This window comes from Elusimicrobia bacterium HGW-Elusimicrobia-1, from assembly GCA_002841695.1.
Classification (GTDB): Bacteria; Elusimicrobiota; Endomicrobiia; order PHAN01; family PHAN01; genus PHAN01.
Genome location: PHAN01000001.1, coordinates 48,367 through 65,362, shown reverse-complemented (window position 1 = coordinate 65,362; position 16,996 = coordinate 48,367). Strand labels below are relative to the sequence as shown.

Sequence of the window (16,996 nt, the reverse complement as noted above, 5' to 3'; positions counted from 1 at the left end):
GTCCCGTGCCTGGCATACTGGCCGAAGATTATACCAAATACTTCTTATTTAAAAGAGCTTCGGCTATCTCCACGGCATTCAACGCGGCGCCTTTCAGTAGATTATCAGAAACTATCCAAAAAGTCAATGATTTTTTTGCCGCGGACACGTCGCGCCTGATTCGCCCGACGTAGGTCATCTGCTTGTTCTGCGCGTCCAGAGGCATCGGATATTTTTTCGCCGACGGGTCGTCGACAACTTCTATTCCGGGAGCTTTCCTGAGTATGTCACGCGCCTCGTCGGGCGAAATGTCTTTTTCGAACTCGACCCAGACCGCTTCCGAGTGCGCTCTCATAACCGGCACCCTGACGCACGTGGCCGACAACTCTATCGAACTGTCGCGCATAATTTTTTTGGTCTCATTGACCATCTTCATCTCTTCTTTAGTGTATCCGTTTTCAAGGAATACGTCTATCTGCGGAATCAGATTGAAAGCAATCTGATAAGCGAACTTCGACGGAGGCGGAACCCGACGGCCTTCGACGACCGCTTTGGTCTGCGACAGCAATTCTTCCATGGCGCGGCCGCCGGCTCCCGAAACGGACTGGTAGGTGGCCACAATCACGCGGCGGATGTTGGCGGCTTTGTGAAGAGGCGCCAGAGTCACGACCATTTGTACCGTCGAGCAATTGGGATTGGCTATTATTTTTTTATCGGCCGACAGGACATCGGCGTTTACTTCCGGAACGACCAGCGGAACGCCGTCATCCATCCTGAACGCCGAAGAATTGTCCACTACGAAACAGCCGGCTGCGGCAAACTTGGGAGCGTAAAGTTTGGAAACATCGCCGCCGGCCGAAAATAGCGCCAAAGCGGGCGCTCCCGCCGGAAGCGCGGCGGTAAATTTATCCAGATTTCTGACCGCTACTTCCTTGCCGCGAAAAACGACCTTTTTGCCTTCGGAACGTTCGGACGCAAGAGGTATAAGCTCTCCGACGGGAAAGTTCCTGCTGTCCAGCATTTTTATCATCTCGATACCGACGGCGCCGGTCGCGCCGGCGACTGCCACTTTTAACGCGCTCATTTTTCCTTTTCCTTTGAAACTGTTGTCTTTATATAAATTTCGCGGAGTTGCTTTTCGGAAACATCGGCGGGGGCGCCTGTCAAAGGACAGGAACCTCTCTGAGTTTTAGGAAAAGCTATGACCTCGCGTATGGAATTTTCTCCGAGCATAATAGCCGCCAGTCGGTCGATGCCGAGCGCGATGCCTCCGTGGGGCGGCGCGCCGTAGTTGAGAGCGTCGAGCAAAAAACCGAACTTGCGGCGGGCGTCGTCGTCGGATATTCCCAGCAGCGCAAATATTTTTCGCTGCACGGACGGCGAATGTATGCGTATGGATCCGCCGCCCAATTCGGTGCCGTTAAGAACTATGTCATACGCGCGGGCGCGCAGTTTTTCGACGGGGATTTTATCTTCGAGGAAACCCGCGGTATCGGCCGGCGACGTGAACGGATGGTGCATAGCCGCCCACCCGCCATCCGTCTCGTCTTTCTCAAGCAGAGGAAAATCCGTTATCCAGACAAAATTATAACCCTCGCGCTTTACTTTGAGACGCTCGGCCATAAGAAGCCGCAACTGTCCGAGAATAAAAGCCGCGATTTTGGGCGAACCGGCCACAAAAACCACAAGGTCTCCGTCGACGGCTTCCGTCTTGGAAGAAATCGAGTCGAGTTCCGCCGGAGCGAAGAATTTGACTATATTGGACTCAAAACCCGAAGAGGTCTTTTTCATCCAGGCCAGTCCGCCGGCGCCGAACTCAACCGACTTGGCTATAAGCCCGTCTATCTCGGCGCGCGAAAATGCGGCGGCGCAGGGAATCCTCAACGCCCGCACTACTGAGCCCTTTTCAACCGCCTGACGAAAAACCTTAAATCCCGACGACGAAAGTTCGCCGGTCAAGTCCGCTATCGGCATCCCGAACCTTAAATCCGGTTTGTCGCTTCCGTACTTGAGCATGGCCTCAGAGTAAGAGATGCTCGGAATCGGCAGCGCTATTTTATGATTCAGAAGTTTTTCAAAAACCTCGGCCAGCAAACGCTCTATTACATCCCGGACGTCTTTTTCCTCGACAAACGACATCTCTAAATCCAACTGGGTGAACTCGGGTTGGCGGTCGGCCCGCAAATCCTCGTCGCGGAAGCAGCGGGCGAGCTGAAAATACCTGTCGAATCCCGCAACCATAAGAAGCTGCTTAAACAACTGCGGCGATTGCGGCAGAGCGTAAAAAGCGCCGGGCGTAAGCCGCGAAGGAACCAGAAAATCGCGGGCGCCTTCGGGTGTGGATTTGGTAAGAAAAGGTGTTTCCACCTCGCAAAAACCATCACGCCTGAGAAATTCCGAAAGTACGCCGCTCAAACGCGAGCGGAAAATAAACGTGTCCTTTACCGACGTGCGGCGCATATCCAGATAACGGTATTTCAGACGGACTTCCTCGGAAACCTCGGCATAGTCCGATATGGAAAAAGGAAGCGGCGCGCATTCGTTCAACACTTCCGCGCTCTCGGCCACGACTTCTATGTCTCCGGTATTTATTTTTGAATTGCGGGTTCCTTCGGGACGCATACGCACGGCGCCTTCTATTCTTACCACGCTTTCCGGTTTAAGATTCTCGGCGGAGGCAAAAATGTCCGAACCGGGATTAAAAACCGTCTGTACAATTCCTTTGACGTCGCGCAGGTCTATAAAAATGACGCCGCCGTGATCCCGTCGGGAATGCACCCATCCGCACAATGACACGCGGGTATTTTCGTTCTTTACGGTAAGTTCGCCGCAATAATTCGTTCGCATCATAAAATTAGAGGTTTGATTTGAGAAACCCACATCTGTTCCGCATGATTTGAAACATGGAAGTAATGGATTTTATCAATTTGGAAAAATCATTCAAAAAAACGGGCGACGCGCCTTGCGCTTCCGCAAAAGACAAAACCTCAATGTCATTGCGAGGAGTTGTAGGGACAGGTCGCGACCTGTCCCTACTTATTGTGAGATTGCCACGGTCAGGGGCAAGCCCTTGACCTCGCAATGACAAGTGGTGAGAGCGGCGGTGAGATGGCATAGGACGAAGGCGGGCAGACGGGTGATGAGTCGCGCGGCTTCTTTATCGTCGGGCGACGCCCGCAGACCGGACACGACGGATTTCTTTTAACGGATATGTCCCTGAATTCCCCGCCCAACAAGTCGCCGACTATAATGCGTCCGGAGAGCGGTCGTCCGATACCAAGTATAATCTTGATGATTTCGGCGGCCTGAAGAATTCCGAAAAGTCCCGCCACAGCGCCCAGCACTCCGGCCTCGCGGCAGCTCGGTATGTCCCCCGGAGCGGGCGGGGTCGGGAACACACATCGGTAGCAGGCGGATATTCCGGGGAGGACTGTTATTATCTGTCCGGCAAAGCCGAGTATGCCGGAATGCGCCAGAGGACGACGGGCTATTACGCAGGCGTCGTTGAGCAGGTACTTAGCGGGAAAATTATCCGAACAATCGGCCACGGCATCCGCGGCGCGGACCAAAGCGAGCGCGTTTTTCGCGGTGACTCTGACGGGCAGCGCAGTAACTTTTACGTCGGAATTCAGCGACTCTATAGTTTTTTTGGCCGACAGCGCCTTGCCCATACCCAGTGATTTTTGACTATGAAGAATCTGACGCTGCAAATTATTGAGTTCGACCTTATCCGAATCGGCGACAGTTATTTTTCCCACGCCGGCGGCGGCCAGATAGTACGCGCACGACGACCCCAGCCCGCCCGCTCCGACGACAAGAACCTTTGCCGCCAGCAGCTTTTTCTGACCGGCGCCGCCTATGCCGTCGAGTATTATCTGACGGGAGTAACGCTCTATCTGAGAATCGCTGAGTTTCATCTGTATTTATCCGCGCTATACGCCGTTTTATTTCATCTAAACACTAACCACTCGCCACTAATCACTACTTTAAGTCGCCTTTGATGCCGACTACCGTGGTTATGTGCGCGATTTTTTTTCCGCTCAGCCGAATGGCTTCGTCGACGGCGGAACGCAATCCCGAGCAGCACGGGACTTCCATTATTATGGTCTCCACACTTTTGATATTGCCGCCCTTGAATATGTCGGTAAGTTTTTCGACGTAATATTCTATGTCATCGAGCTTAGGACAGCCGATAACCACCGTCCTGCCTTTCAAGAAATCTCTGTGAAAATTACCGTAGGCGAACGGCACGCAGTCGGCTGCAACGACGAGATTTGTGCCGCCGGGCAGCGAGAAATACGGAGCTATCGGATTGACGAGTTTCATCTGGACGGGCCACTGTCTGAGCTCCGACGGAGAATCCGTATCGGAGCAGCACGAACCGCGACGGTCTTCGCCGGTTTTTTTGTCGTCATCCCACGACATCGTGGACGCGGAGGGACATCCGCAGGGTGAATCGCCCTTATGCGAAGCGCCATGCGCGTGCGCGGCGCGACCGCCGTCGCCCGCTTTGACGGCTTCGGGTTTTATGCCCGCGGCTTTCAGCGTTTCTTCGTCGAGCTCGGCGGCGTGCTCTTTGAGGTGTTCTATGTGCTCCACGAGTTTTTCGGGAGCGTTTTTCTTTATGTGTTTTATCACGGATTTTTCATCGTAGGCGTCCACTTGGGCCTCCACGACTTTAAGAGCGTCCGTCGGACAGTTTCCGAGGCAGGCGCCGAGACCGTCGCAGAAGTTTTCTTTTACAAGCCGCACCTTTGGGCCTTTCGGGGTGTCCACCACCTGCAACGCGCCCTCGGGACAGTTTGGTATACAAAGCCCGCAGCCGTTGCATTTATCGTCGTCAATCTTTATTATCTTTCTTTTTACTTTCATTTTTATCGCTCCTTTCCGTCATATATTTATTATAAGCCGCCGCTCCCATACATTCGCGCGCGGAGCGGCACCAATCGTAGCAGGACGCTTCCTTCTTTTTGTCCGCGGCGCGTTCAACGCGCGACCCGCACGACGGACACCTTATCCACGTCTCGTCGGAAAATATCTCCGTGGCGTGCCCGCAGGAAGCGCATTTAACTGAATCCGACATGATATTGCCCGGCGTGGAGCCGGGACATTTTAACCGCGACATAAACGATCCTCTGCTATACAGGGTCAGGTCAGCGCGTCCCGCCGGTTTGACGGAACGACCTGTCACTGCCATCACAAAACATCAGACCGCCTCGACTGATTTTATCTCGGGGACTTCCTGCCTTAAAATTCTTTCGACACCCATTTTAAGGGTCATCTGGCTCATGGGGCAGGAGCCGCACGCGCCGGTGAGTTTTACTTTCACCACGCCGGAATCGGTGACTTCCACCAGTTCTATATTGCCTCCGTCGCGTTCCAGCATCGGTCTGACTTTTTTAAGAGCCGCTTCCACTTTGTCTTTCATCATTTTCTCCCGACAGTCCTTAGTGACCGTCTTTTATTTGAATATCTCCCCTGTCTCTTCCGACCAGAAAACAAGGTCGAGTTCGTCCATGGGGATTTTTAGAGCGGCGGAAAAGAGCCGCATTTTTTCTTCCATTTTCACGTACGCCTTCGGCGCAATCGTATCGGGAATTTCTTTTATGACTCCGAATTTTACGAGATTTTTGAGTATGTGGCGGTCAAGTATGGCAAGATTCCGCCCCAATCCCACGTTTCTTAAAAAGTGGCTGGCTTCCTTGAATCCGTAACCTTTGACCCTGCCGGCCAACTCATTTCGGAATTTTATTATGGCGGACGCTTTCGCGCGGGCAAGGCCTTTCACCCCCGACGGAGACCGGCACACGGAATCGTAATGTCCGCGCGCTTCCACAAGATAGCGCGATTTATTATTCTGAAATCTCACACCGCTGATCGCGGCGGCAAGCGCAGAAGCCGGAGCGCGACAATCGCGAGAGAGAAGTTTTTTTGACTTGAGATTTTCTATCGCCGCCCAGCAGGATTTTGCCTTTGATTGCGGCGTCAAGAGACAGAAACAAAGCTCCGCGAAAATGTCGTCGGGCGGCGAGGAAAGTTTCCGTCTGAACTCGGCTATTCTTTTTTGTATTGCGCCTTTGCGCAAACGATGGTTTTTCTTAATAGCGGCAATATCCGCGCGGCTGTTCATATTAAATATATTTAAATCCCCCTCTTTCCCCCTTTTTAAAGGGGGAGGGTTACCCCTCTTTTTAAAGAGGGGTAGGGGGAGATTTCTATTTTTTTACCGCAACAGTCCGGCAACGGCCTCTACAAATTTTTCGGCGTGTTCGGGCGTATTGAAAAAACCCGGACTTGCGCGAAGCGTGCCGCTCTCATAAAATCCTTTGTGCGCCAGCGGAGCGCAATGTTCGCCCCCGCGCACGGATATTGCGTAACCTTCGTCAAGCGCAAGGGACATTGCGTTCGCGGAAAAATTATCACGCCTGACTATAAATGAAACCACTGGAAGTTTTGCGGATTCATCTTTCGGCCCAAGTACTTCGACGTTTTTTATCGACGATAACCCTTCAATTATGATACGCGTAAGTTTTGCCGCGCGGGATTCTATCTCCGAAAAATTATCGGCTACGAACTTCGCGGCGGCGCCGAGACCCGCTATGCCGACGGTATTTTGTGTGCCCGTTTCTATAAAGAGCGGCATTTTGAGTTCCTCGGAGGATGCCCGCGCCTGACCTTCTCCGGCTCCGCCCTCGCGCCAGGGGGATATTTCGATGCCCTCGCGCACGTAAAGACATCCCGTTCCCGTCGGGCCGTAGAGACCTTTGTGTCCTGAAAAAGCGACAAAATCAAGTCCGAGTTTTTCAACATCCAGCCGGACATGGCCTGCGGTCTGAGAGGCGTCCACAAGCAAGGCGACGTTTTTCCGACGGCAAATCGCCGCAACCGCCTCAATATCCGTGACGGCGCCGAATACGTTTGAGCCGTGGGTCATCGCCACGAGGCGTGTTTTTTTCTCGAGCGATTTTTCTATGGCCGACGGCTCTATCAGCCCTTCCGGCGTATGCCGCACAAACTCGACATCTATCAGACCCTTGCGCGACAACGTCGAAAGCGGCCGCACGACGGCATTATGTTCCAGTGTGGTCGCCACAACGCGGTCGCCCGAGCGCACAAAACCTTTTATGGCGGCATTCAGCGCGTCGGTGGCGTTGAGTGTAAACGCCAACCGCGACGGGTTTTTGATGCCGAAAAGCGAGGCGACCCTGAAACGGGCGTCTTCTATTATTTTTGCGGCGGCAAGGGCGGCGGCGTAATTCCCCCTGCCGGGGTTCACAGCGCCGGCTCGAAGAAACTCCGTTACGGCCGTTACGACTTCGGGCGGCTTCGGGAATGTGGTGGACGCATTGTCGAGATATATCATTTGTTCAAAGATCCGCCAAAGTGGTGTTAGTGAGAGTTTTTAACATTTCGGATTCGAGCTTTTTCCATATCTTGCGGCCGGAGCAATCCGAGCGTTTGGAGCAGCCGCTTTTTTTATCGAGACATCTGGATGAGAGCGTATAGCCCTCAAGCGCCTCAAATACGTCGCGCACCGTTATCGACGAAGGCGGCCGCGTAAGGACGTATCCGCCGGACGAGCCGTGACGGGCGGCCACTATGTCGGCAAGTGTAAGAAGGGCCAGAAGACCGTCGGCGTATCTCTTTGATATTTTTTCGCGCAGCGCAATGGCGCTCGAAGAAACATAGTTATTCCCGCCAGATTTTTTATATTCGTCGGCAAGGACTTCCAGAATTCTTAAGCCGTAGCAGATTCTTGATGTTATTTTCATTTGTCTGATTATACATATCATCCATAGATGATTGGTATATTATATAAATAATCGGCGGGGTTGTCAAGGCGTGAAACTAACTTTTTCGGATGACGAGTTTCCAAAGGCGCGGGGTTTCATTTCGTCAGACGCCTCGCGGCGCGGTTGTAAACATCTTTCCTATGGCCTATTATCACCACTCTTATTTCGTTTCCGGATACGTAATAAATAATGCGATAGTCCCCCACCCTTAATTTTCTGTACCCCTTCAAACCCCACTTCAACGGAAGTCCGTATTTCGCGGGGTCGGCGAGCAATCTTTGCTCTATGGCCCGCCGGATAGTATCATTGTCGGCGGGATTGAGAGAAGGAATATCAACGGACTTTACTTTTGGATGGTACAACAAGGTATAAAGCATTTTATTTCTTGCCCCAAACCTTGTTGTGAGAGAGCCCTTTGGTTCGCCAATTAAAACCTTCTTCTCTTTGTGCGGCGACCGCGCTCCAGTATTTGTCCTCGTAAATATCGAGGGCTTCTTTTATGAGGTCGCGGCAAACCCCCGATATGGAGATTTCATTTTCACGCGCAATTCTTTCCACCGATTCTCTCATCGTCGGCTCAAGCACCACCAGTGTTTTGGAAGTCATATAATTCCCTCCTATTCAAGGATATATTAAAGATATACACTATATAGCAAAAAAGATATACGATGTCAAGGGAAAAATTAGATAGCGAGTTCCCAAAGGCGGGGAGAAATGATTACGAGACGACCTTCACGGAGGTATCTCTTGCGGCGGGCCACATCCATTTTAAGAAGCATCTCCCTCTCGAAAGGGTTGCGCCGACGGGAGAGCGCGAGGCGTTTTTTGTTTAGAGCGCGGAAACGATAGAAATTCCGCTTTTCTTTGACGAGGTCGGAGTATTTTATGATTCGTGGTTTCAAATTTCAAGGACTTCTCTCATCAGTTTTTTAAGCTCCGTCAGTCCTCAAGTTTAAGGATAACGCGGGGTGCGCGCCTTATCTTTCTCCCCTCTACTAAGAGGGAACGGCGCTTTTCTCCCCTCTATAAAGAGGGGCCGGGGGTGTGTTTTTCTATATATTCCCGAATACACCCCAACACACCATCTATATTTTTCACAACATCTTCGTCATTAAACCTCAAAACCGTTATCCCCATCTCATTTAATCTGCGCGTCTTGACGGCGTCTTTATCAAAAACATTTTCAAAGCCGTGCGTATAACCGTCCAATTCAAGAGCCAATTTAAGTTTGGGGCAGAAAAAATCGGCTATATAATCCCCAATCGGCTTTTGCCTGTGAAAATCATATCCGTCCAACTGTTTGCCTTTCAGATATTTCCAGAGTTTTATTTCGCTTTGTGTGGCACGGTTCCGGAGTTGACGGGCAAGTTCTTTTAATTCTGGTTTGTAATAGATTTTGGTCATTAACACACCCCCTTCCCCTCTTTATAGAGGGGAGAAAAGCGAGGCACCCACCCCCGTTACCCCTTAGAGGGGAGAAAAGAGAGGCACGCACCCCCGTTACCCCTTAGTAGAGGGGAGATTAAGGACACACACGCCAATTGTCTCGCTTCCCGCCTATATTTCATCTTTATACAAAAATTATGGCGGCGGACATTAGATTTACGTAACACATTCATAAAAACGAATAGCCCTCCGCAATTGCTTGCGAAGGGCTTCGTTATAACTTAAGTATTCCCGGGTTTGAAGCCGAGATGCTTTATTTCTTAACCTTAGAACTTCAGGTTGACGCCTATCTGCCAGGCAGCCAGGTTCGTGAGGTTCGCGTTAGCGAGCACGTCCACGACCAGGTTTTCCGTCAGGTCAAGTCCGACGCCGTACGAAAACGCGGTAGCGGCTCCGGTTGTGGAGGCGCTGCTGTTGGTAGTTGCCACGTTCTGAACCACTCCGGCGGGCGACTTGGTGGTAAGAACCGTATCAACTTTGGCTACGGTCTTGGTCACCGTGTGGGCGCTGCCCATACGCGCGACTATCCACGGAGCCATTCTGTATTCAAGTCCGACAGGGAGAGTGTAGACCGTGACGTCGGTTTTATTGGTCACGTCACTCTGCATATAACCGACAAGTCCGGCCGCAGAATCGTCGGATCTAAGATTCGTGCCCCATGTTATGGTCTGAGAGTTGGCAAGATAACGCAGGCCTATACCAAAGGTAAGGTCTTTGGATATCTTGTTCTCCGCGCCGACGATAAGACCGGTGGTGGCCGTGTCGTCCTTGTAGGTTATCGCGCTGGAGAGCTTGCTCGTACCGGTTCCGGCGGCGGTGGTGGTCGTGGAACGTCTGACCAGATAATCGCCGGTGGCGGATTTGGGCATCGAAGCCATACTGACTACGCCGCGAAGCGTGGTCTTGGGGCCATACTTATAAGCTCCGGATACTTCAACTCCGAATCCGGTGCCCGTGGGGCTGACCGACTGAGTAAGCGTATCGTCCTGCGTAACGGCGTTAAGAAGACCGCCGCCGCGTGCGCCTGTATACGCCGCGCCTTTGACGCGGGAGGCAACAACGTCGTCGATCTCCTTGTCGGAAGCAGACATCAGCGAAAGCACGCCCGCGACCGAGAGGTTCGAGCTGAGCTTATATCTGACAGAAGGAGCGAGGGTTATCATGCTGGTGTTGCGGGCGACTTTTCTGGTGTAGGACTCGGTATAGAAGTCCGTCGCCGTGGTGATGTCGGGATCTTCGCTGTCCGTGTGTTCCTTGCTTATTTCGTTGACAACATCGGAATAAGAAAGGCGTACGCCCAGTTTCATATCGTCCGAAAGCCCGTAACCATATATGGCGTTAACAAGTGTGGTGGGGGTGTTCTGAGACGCTTTGGCTGTTTCTTTCTCGTAATCCGCCGGAACGTTGGCGCGGCCGTCGTTAATTTGACTGCCTTCGCCTGCTCCGAAGAGCATATAAGTGGCCGCTTCGGCCGGGGCGGTTGGATCAAGACCCACAAGAGCCGTGTTGAAGTTGATGTACCTTCTCAAATTCTGCGGGGCCAGCGCGCCGAATGTTTCCACTGAACCGAAACCCGTGCCCACGGGCAGACGGGTAAGTCCTCCGATAAGATACTGGTTGACCGAACCGTTGGCAAACAGCGTTTCGCCGCTGTTGCTCGCGTTCGAGAGGTTGGAGAGGTTCGAATAAAGACGCGAACCGTTAACTTTGAGGACGTCGGACGGGACGGCAAGGAAGTCGGTGTACTCGTCGGCTACTATTCTGCCGAGACCGCCGCCCATACCTTTAATCCTGAGCGAGGTCGGTTCTACGGCCATCGCCTGCGCTGCCAACGACACTACTGCTACAAATGCTAACAATTTCTTCATACTTCTACTACCTCCTGATCAAGTGCGAACACTTGATGCTTGTAATTGTGCTCAAAAACTAAGGGTGTTATTGTATAAAAAGCAAAGGGGTTTGTCAAGGGTCGCCTTTACCTTTATATATGGACGGTTACAAAACATATATAGGGCCTCAAAAAAATTATAAATATCAAGGGAGGGGGCGTAATTACCGGAGTGAAACGACGTATTATACGGCAACGGGTTCATATTCGAAACGTAAAATATCTTTAAGCGGCCATTTTTTGGAAACCGATACCACCTCTATGCCTATGGCGCTCGAATCCTCGTCAAGATCCACCACTATGCCTTCTTTCTCCAGATATTCGCTGTTTTTGACGGGTCTGTCCACAAAAACAATGTTAAGGGTGTCGGTTTCTTTATCGTATTTAATCTTCATCTTTTATTCTCCTGTCGTAGAAAGCCGTTACGACTATCAAATCACCCGCGATTATTTTTACCACGACTCTCAAAAACCTCGGTCCGATTTTACCTATGTAGTGAGCAAGCTCGGCATCGTATGCGTCGGTTAGAACTTTGGATGGGTTTGCGACGGCTTCGGCCACGTCGGTTTCTGCGATATTTCTTTTTTCAATTTGTTCGAGAGCGTGGCGTGTGAATATGATTTTCATCATAGTTCAATGCGCCCCGCTGTTTGAGCATTATATCACAAAGTGCGATTTTCGTCAAAAATTAAAACCGATTTTCGGGTTTTTCGCGGCGGCGGCCGGAAGGCAGAGACAGCGCTTTTTTGCGGGAAGAAATACTGCGGGGAAGCGAAATGCGGGAGTAATCCGTAAAGCGCACGGCGTTTGAGGTGGTGTTTTCGATAATAATTGACGATAATCTTTCCACGTCCGCGGGACGGGCGAGACAGCAGAGTTTAACCGCCGGGCGTCCGTGCTTCATTATTATGTTTTCAAGCCAGGCGTCAAGGGCTCCGGCCTCTATGAGCCGGCTTTGTATCGACGGGTAAATTTCCGGATTCATATCGTCTATGTTGGTTTCGACAAGAATGATAGGACGAGGGGCGGCTTTATCGGAAATGGCCGGTAAAAATCTTGGCGAATGCGTCTCGGTTTGTCCTACTATGACCCGCAAAATGTTGTCGCGTCCCGGAATTTCACAAGTTCCCGCGCCTCCGCCGAAAGAAAGAATCTCCACCGCTCCCAGCGGCTCAAAAGACGGCGAGAAGGCCGCAAGGATGGCCGCGCCGGTTGGCGTGGTCAGTTCGCGCGAGGGCTCGTCGGAATAAACGGGTATGGCGGCGGTTTTAAGAATGGAAAGTGCGGCCGGATTGGCGCGGCCTATGTTAACGGGCGTCGATGTGATTTTTTCGGGCGAGATGTATTCAAGCGCAAGCGCCGAGCCGAGAATATCGATAAGCGTATCTTTTGAGTTGAGTTCGTGAAAATGTACCGCATCGCAGGCGACGCGGTGCGCGCGGGCTTCCGCCTCTACGAGCATATCAAGTGCTCTTAGGGCTGTTTTTTTGGCGCGCGCGACTGCCCCGGCGCCAAGACCTGTGCCGCGGACAGCCGGAAGTTTTTTGATGACTCGCGCTATCGCCCGTGGGTTTTTGAAGTGAAAATCTCCGGGCACCGAAACCGAAAGCGCGGGAAGATGATGTTTTTCGACGGAAGAAAACCGCAAATGCGGCGCGGGGATGCCGATTCGAGACAGCGGCGACAACGCTTTTGAGAGCGCGCTTCGCGGAACGCCGACGGATACCAGCGCGGCAAGCGTCATATCGCCGGCGATGCCGTTGGATAAGTTGAGGTGTAAAATTTTCATAACGCTCGATTTTACTAAATCCCCCTTAATCCCCCTTTTTCAAAGGGGGAAAGAGGGGGATTTTCATTCTTAAGCATCTTCTCTTGGCTACCGGTTTGACCAATTTTTATTTTCTGCCATTTACATTTTTGGCCGCAATAAGCGACACGATAACCCCCGCGCCGAAGCCGTCGTCAATGTTGACCACGCAGACGTTCGGGGCGCAGGAATTAAGCATAGCCAAAAGAGCCGCGAGGCCGCCGAAGTTCGCGCCGTAGCCGACGGATGTCGGCACGCCTATAACCGGCGAGCGGGCGAGACCTCCCACGACCGACGGCAATGCGCCTTCCATGCCGGCGCAAACAATTACGGCGGAGGCGCCTTCTATAAGGCCTCGCTTTTCGATTACGCGGTGCACTCCCGCCACGCCGACGTCGTAGGCGCGCCGAACGGCGGCGCCGAGTGTCTCGGCGGTGACGGCGGCTTCCTCGGCGACGGGGATGTCGGTGGTTCCGGCGGTGACTATCGCCGCGTAGGCGCCGCCGGCGGGAACGCGGCGCGGGAACGCGGTGACCATCCGCGCGGCTTCGTGCCATCGGGCCGATGGGATAACGCCTCGGACGGCTCGGAAAATTTTTCCGTCGGCGCGCGTCAAAATAACGGGAGCCGCACAGCGGCCTCCGGCCGCAAACGCGCGGACTATCGCGGCTATCTGCGCGACGGTCTTCCCCGGGCAGTAAACCGCCTCGGGAATTCCCTGTCGCGCGAAGCGGTTGACATCGGGACAGGCGAAAGAGAGAGATTTATCAGGCAGCTTCATATAGTGGTTAGTGGTTAGTGGTTAGTGGTTAGTGGTTAGTGGTTAGAAAAAATGCTTTTACTCGCCACTATTCACTATCCACTGACCACTGATGCTCAAATATACCGTCGAGCGCGTCGTTGAAGGCCCGCACACTTTCGGCTTTATTTATCGCCTCACGGGTTCTCTTGGCGCCGGGCAGTCCTTTAAGATAAAACGCGGCGAGCTTTCTTAAGATTATAACTCCGCCCCGCTCGCCGTGAAATTCGGCCGACAGCCGCGCGTGCTCTTTATACATCGCGATTCGCTCCTCGCGCGACGGCGCGGAAAGTTTTTCTTTGTTTTCCAGATAATACAAAATCCGACGGAAAATACCGAAATCGCCTATGGCCCCGCGGCCTATCATAAGTCCGGCGCAGCCGGTTTTAGAGAGCATTTCCTCCGCAGTTAACTCGGATACTATCCCGCCGTTGGCCACGACCGGAATTTTAACGGCCGCCACGGCGCGCGCAATGGCGGCAAAGTTTACGTCGCCGGAATGAATCTGCGAAACGAACCGGCCGTGGATAATTATCATCTCGGCGCCGGCGGCTTCCGCGGCGCGGACGTAATCTTCGGTGCGGTCGTCGTCGGGGGTAAGCCCGGGGCGGATTTTCACCGTCACAGGCATTTTTCCGCCGGAGCCGCGCACGGAGGCGGCAATCACATTTTCGTAAGATTTAAGGTCTTTCAGGAGAGCCGAACCGCCGCGCGATTTGATTATTTTTTTGGCGGGACATCCGAAATTTATATTGAGCATATCGTAACCCATCGAACGGATGATGTCGGCGGATTTTTCGACGGCGGCAAGTTCCGAGCCGAAAATTTGGGCCGCTATGGGTCTTTCCTCGTCGGCAAACTTCAGCATTCCCGTAGTGCGGCGGCTGTCTCTGGCCAAAGCCGAGGCCGAAAGCATCTCCGTAAAAACCAGTCCGGCGCCGCCGGCTTTCGACATCCGCCGGAAAGGCGAATCCGTTATACCCGCCATCGGGGCGAGCATAAGATTATTGGGAAGTGTGACGGAACCGATTTTCATTTTGATATTTTAACGCTCTTTTGCTAATAACGGACACTACATTATTACAATATTTCTTTACTGTTACCGGCGGAAAACTCTCACAGGGTGTCATTCCCGCGAAAGCGGGAATCCAGTCATCCGTAGATTCCCGCAGGAGTTTATCCCCTAGATTCCCGCTTTCGCGGGAATGACAAAAGACGGCATTTTTTATCAATAACTACCCAAACCGCATCCTATGATACGCCGCCAGAGCTATCATTGCGGCGTTGTCGGAGCAGTACTCCGGCGACGGTAAAAATACTTCCAAACCGGCGGAACGAGAGGCGGCAAGAACTGATTTTCTCAACGCTTTATTAAGCGCAACGCCGCCGCCGAGCGCGATTTTCTTAATGCCCTCGTCGCGCGCGGCGCGGATAAGTTTCTCGACGAGAGTTTCTACGACGGCGGCCTGAAACGACGCGCATATGTCGGCCGTAATCCGGCGCGAAAGCTTTTTTCCCGCCGCGTAGGAAGGAATCTTATTTAAGTGATACAGAACGGCGGTTTTTATGCCCGAAAAGCTGAAATCCATCGTGGAACGCATAAACGGCCTGGGAAAATTCACCGCGGACGGATTGCCTGCGGCGGCCATTTTTTCCACTTCGGGTCCGCCGGGATATTTCAGCCCAAGAAGTTTTGCGACTTTGTCGAAGGCCTCCCCCGCGGCGTCGTCGCGGGTGCGTCCCAGATAACGAAACTGGCCCCGCTTGCCGACGACGATAAGGTCTGTGTGACCGCCCGATACCACCAGTGACAGAAACGGCGGCGCCAAATCGGAGCGACCAAGCATGGCCGACAGCGCGTGGCCTTCGATGTGGTCTGCCGGCGCGGTTTTTTTGCCCGCGAGCCACGCGAGCGTTTCCGCGGCCGTCCGTCCTACGAGAAGTGAACCTGCGAGGCCGGGGCGGGCGGTGTAAGCGACCGCATCCACATCGTCGATCTCGGTTTTGGACGCGGCCAGCGCCTCTTCGATGACACCGTTTATCCGTTCCAAATGTTCGCGCGAAGCAAGTTCGGGAACGACCCCGCCGAAACGCGAATGTATTTTTTGCGAATAAACCACATTGGATAAAACGGAGCGCGGCGGGCGAAAAACCGCGGCGGCCGTTTCATCGCAGGAGGTCTCGACGGCGAGTATTATCATTTGACGGCGGGTCCGGGACTCTCGTAGAGTTCCCTGAGCGACACGAACTCTACTCCGGCTTCCCTGAATCGGGGAAGATAATCCTTGATGGCCGGGGCCAGATGTTTTTTATGGACGTGTCCGATAGCTATCGTTACATTCTTTTTCCGTGATTTTTTAAGCAGCAGTTCGAGCTGTTTGTCTATGGCTTCGCGCGAATCGTCGTTGTCCAGAAATATCTGATTAACCATTACCCGCATTCCGAGATCTTTTGCCACGGACGAAACTACGGATTTGGGCGAAGTGTGCGAATCAAAGTATACCATGCGGTTTTTCTCGACGAGTCCAAGAAATATTTTCATCTTCCCGGCGCTTCTGGTAAACTTGCTTCCCATATGGTTCGACACTCCGAACGCGCCCGGAACGGTTTTTACGGCGTTGTCGAAACGACGGGAAATTTCCGCCTCATCCATCGACACCAGAACGGCGGCGCGGCCGGGATTTGTCATTGGGTCGTCGGGCTCCATGGGAAAATGAACCATATAATCGGCGCCGCGCTGCCGGAGCATCTCGGCCGTTTTTTGAGAATTGCGCTCGCGCGGAAGCACCGCGTATGTCACGGGTATTCCCAACGCAAGAAAACTCTCGACGTCTTTTAAGTTGTAGCCGAGATCGTCTATCACGATGACCGCCCTGCGCGAGGCGGCGACACTCTGCGCCGGGGTCTTAGTCAGAAAAAAAAGCGTGTAATATGTCCGGTCGCCGCTCTTTATATGTATCTCGTAACCGCCGGATACTGCCCGTTTTTCAAAATTCCGGCCTATGCGCGAAGACAGGTCGCCGAGCGCGGCTTCCGCTTTCTCGTCTAAGGGTATCCGCAAACGCTTAGTGAATTCTATCCACCGCGCGCCCTTGTCGGACATCTGCCTGCGATATTGGCCTGCGACATCCGCGTCGGTGGCGCCCAGCGCCAAGAGTATTTCGTTGACGGAATTGGCGACCGTAACGGCCTCGGCGGAATAATCCCTGACGGCAAAAGTCCTGTAAGCCAGATATACCGCGGCGGCAAGCAGCCCGACGATAAATATCCTTTTTAACATAAGT

At 52.9% G+C, this 16,996-nt stretch carries 21 protein-coding genes; all 21 read right to left on the bottom strand.

The window, feature by feature from the left end:
- Positions 1 to 28: 28 nt before the first annotated feature.
- The 21 genes from CVU77_00335 to CVU77_00235 all read right to left on the bottom strand — a co-directional run bounded on the left by CVU77_00335 (position 29) and on the right by CVU77_00235 (position 16,992).
- On the bottom strand, positions 29 to 1,063 hold the full coding sequence (locus CVU77_00335; GenBank protein PKN02282.1) for an aspartate-semialdehyde dehydrogenase: 1,035 nt from the start codon (positions 1,061 to 1,063) through the stop codon (positions 29 to 31).
- On the bottom strand, positions 1,060 to 2,829 hold the full coding sequence (locus tag CVU77_00330) for an aspartate--tRNA ligase (GenBank protein PKN02281.1): 1,770 nt from the start codon (positions 2,827 to 2,829) through the stop codon (positions 1,060 to 1,062). Before CVU77_00330 ends, CVU77_00335 begins: the two co-directional genes overlap by 4 nt.
- A 206-nt stretch (positions 2,830 to 3,035) precedes the next feature.
- Positions 3,036 to 3,896: an adenylyltransferase gene (locus tag CVU77_00325; protein PKN02280.1), complete on the bottom strand. Its 861-nt coding sequence runs from the start codon at positions 3,894 to 3,896 to the stop codon at positions 3,036 to 3,038.
- 64 nt (positions 3,897 to 3,960) lie between these two features.
- Complete coding sequence (locus tag CVU77_00320) at positions 3,961 to 4,851, bottom strand: 4Fe-4S ferredoxin (GenBank protein PKN02279.1); 891 nt, start codon at positions 4,849 to 4,851, stop codon at positions 3,961 to 3,963.
- Complete coding sequence (locus CVU77_00315; GenBank protein PKN02278.1) at positions 4,820 to 5,104, bottom strand: hypothetical protein; 285 nt, start codon at positions 5,102 to 5,104, stop codon at positions 4,820 to 4,822. Before CVU77_00315 ends, CVU77_00320 begins: the two co-directional genes overlap by 32 nt.
- Positions 5,105 to 5,185: 81 nt before the next feature.
- A complete protein-coding gene (locus CVU77_00310) occupies positions 5,186 to 5,407 on the bottom strand; it encodes a hypothetical protein (GenBank protein PKN02277.1) in 222 nt (73 codons plus the stop codon).
- Positions 5,408 to 5,440: 33 nt separating this feature from the next.
- Entirely contained in the window at positions 5,441 to 6,109 is a 669-nt protein-coding gene (locus tag CVU77_00305) for a DNA lyase (protein ID PKN02276.1), read from the bottom strand.
- Positions 6,110 to 6,202: 93 nt separating this feature from the next.
- The gene (locus CVU77_00300) at positions 6,203 to 7,342 is read right to left on the bottom strand and encodes a cysteine desulfurase (protein PKN02275.1); all 1,140 of its coding nucleotides are present in this window, start codon (positions 7,340 to 7,342) and stop codon (positions 6,203 to 6,205) included.
- A 4-nt stretch (positions 7,343 to 7,346) separates the two neighbouring features.
- Positions 7,347 to 7,772, bottom strand: coding sequence for a hypothetical protein (locus CVU77_00295; protein ID PKN02274.1), 426 nt, complete (start codon positions 7,770 to 7,772; stop codon positions 7,347 to 7,349).
- Between the two features lie 95 nt (positions 7,773 to 7,867).
- Positions 7,868 to 8,149 (bottom strand): type II toxin-antitoxin system RelE/ParE family toxin, encoded by a 282-nt coding sequence (locus tag CVU77_00290; protein ID PKN02273.1) that lies wholly within the window; start codon positions 8,147 to 8,149, stop codon positions 7,868 to 7,870.
- Between the two features lies 1 nt (position 8,150).
- Positions 8,151 to 8,378, bottom strand: a complete 228-nt coding sequence (locus CVU77_00285; protein PKN02272.1) for an antitoxin, RHH family protein — start codon at positions 8,376 to 8,378, stop codon at positions 8,151 to 8,153.
- A 77-nt stretch (positions 8,379 to 8,455) separates the two neighbouring features.
- Positions 8,456 to 8,674, bottom strand: coding sequence for a hypothetical protein (locus tag CVU77_00280; GenBank protein ID PKN02271.1), 219 nt, complete (start codon positions 8,672 to 8,674; stop codon positions 8,456 to 8,458).
- Between the two features lie 121 nt (positions 8,675 to 8,795).
- The gene (locus CVU77_00275) at positions 8,796 to 9,176 is read right to left on the bottom strand and encodes a DNA methylase (GenBank protein PKN02270.1); all 381 of its coding nucleotides are present in this window, start codon (positions 9,174 to 9,176) and stop codon (positions 8,796 to 8,798) included.
- Positions 9,177 to 9,484: 308 nt separating this feature from the next.
- The gene (locus tag CVU77_00270) at positions 9,485 to 11,035 is read right to left on the bottom strand and encodes a hypothetical protein (GenBank protein PKN02269.1); all 1,551 of its coding nucleotides are present in this window, start codon (positions 11,033 to 11,035) and stop codon (positions 9,485 to 9,487) included.
- A gap of 256 nt (positions 11,036 to 11,291) precedes the next feature.
- Positions 11,292 to 11,501 carry a hypothetical protein gene (locus CVU77_00265; protein PKN02268.1) on the bottom strand — a complete coding sequence of 70 codons (210 nt, stop codon included), beginning with the start codon at positions 11,499 to 11,501 and terminating at the stop codon, positions 11,292 to 11,294.
- A complete protein-coding gene (locus CVU77_00260; GenBank protein PKN02267.1) occupies positions 11,491 to 11,736 on the bottom strand; it encodes a hypothetical protein in 246 nt (81 codons plus the stop codon). The genes CVU77_00265 and CVU77_00260 overlap by 11 nt, the downstream gene beginning before the upstream one ends.
- Positions 11,737 to 11,794: 58 nt before the next feature.
- Positions 11,795 to 12,895 carry a hypothetical protein gene (locus CVU77_00255; protein ID PKN02266.1) on the bottom strand — a complete coding sequence of 367 codons (1,101 nt, stop codon included), beginning with the start codon at positions 12,893 to 12,895 and terminating at the stop codon, positions 11,795 to 11,797.
- Positions 12,896 to 13,001: 106 nt separating this feature from the next.
- Positions 13,002 to 13,694, bottom strand: coding sequence for a 1-(5-phosphoribosyl)-5-amino-4-imidazole-carboxylate carboxylase (locus CVU77_00250; GenBank protein ID PKN02265.1), 693 nt, complete (start codon positions 13,692 to 13,694; stop codon positions 13,002 to 13,004).
- A gap of 67 nt (positions 13,695 to 13,761) precedes the next feature.
- Positions 13,762 to 14,748 carry a tRNA dihydrouridine synthase DusB gene (locus CVU77_00245; protein ID PKN02264.1) on the bottom strand — a complete coding sequence of 329 codons (987 nt, stop codon included), beginning with the start codon at positions 14,746 to 14,748 and terminating at the stop codon, positions 13,762 to 13,764.
- Between the two features lie 199 nt (positions 14,749 to 14,947).
- The gene (tsaD, locus tag CVU77_00240; protein PKN02263.1) at positions 14,948 to 15,913 is read right to left on the bottom strand and encodes a tRNA (adenosine(37)-N6)-threonylcarbamoyltransferase complex transferase subunit TsaD; all 966 of its coding nucleotides are present in this window, start codon (positions 15,911 to 15,913) and stop codon (positions 14,948 to 14,950) included.
- Positions 15,910 to 16,992: a hypothetical protein gene (locus CVU77_00235; GenBank protein PKN02262.1), complete on the bottom strand. Its 1,083-nt coding sequence runs from the start codon at positions 16,990 to 16,992 to the stop codon at positions 15,910 to 15,912. The genes tsaD and CVU77_00235 overlap by 4 nt, the downstream gene beginning before the upstream one ends.
- Positions 16,993 to 16,996 lie beyond the last annotated feature (4 nt).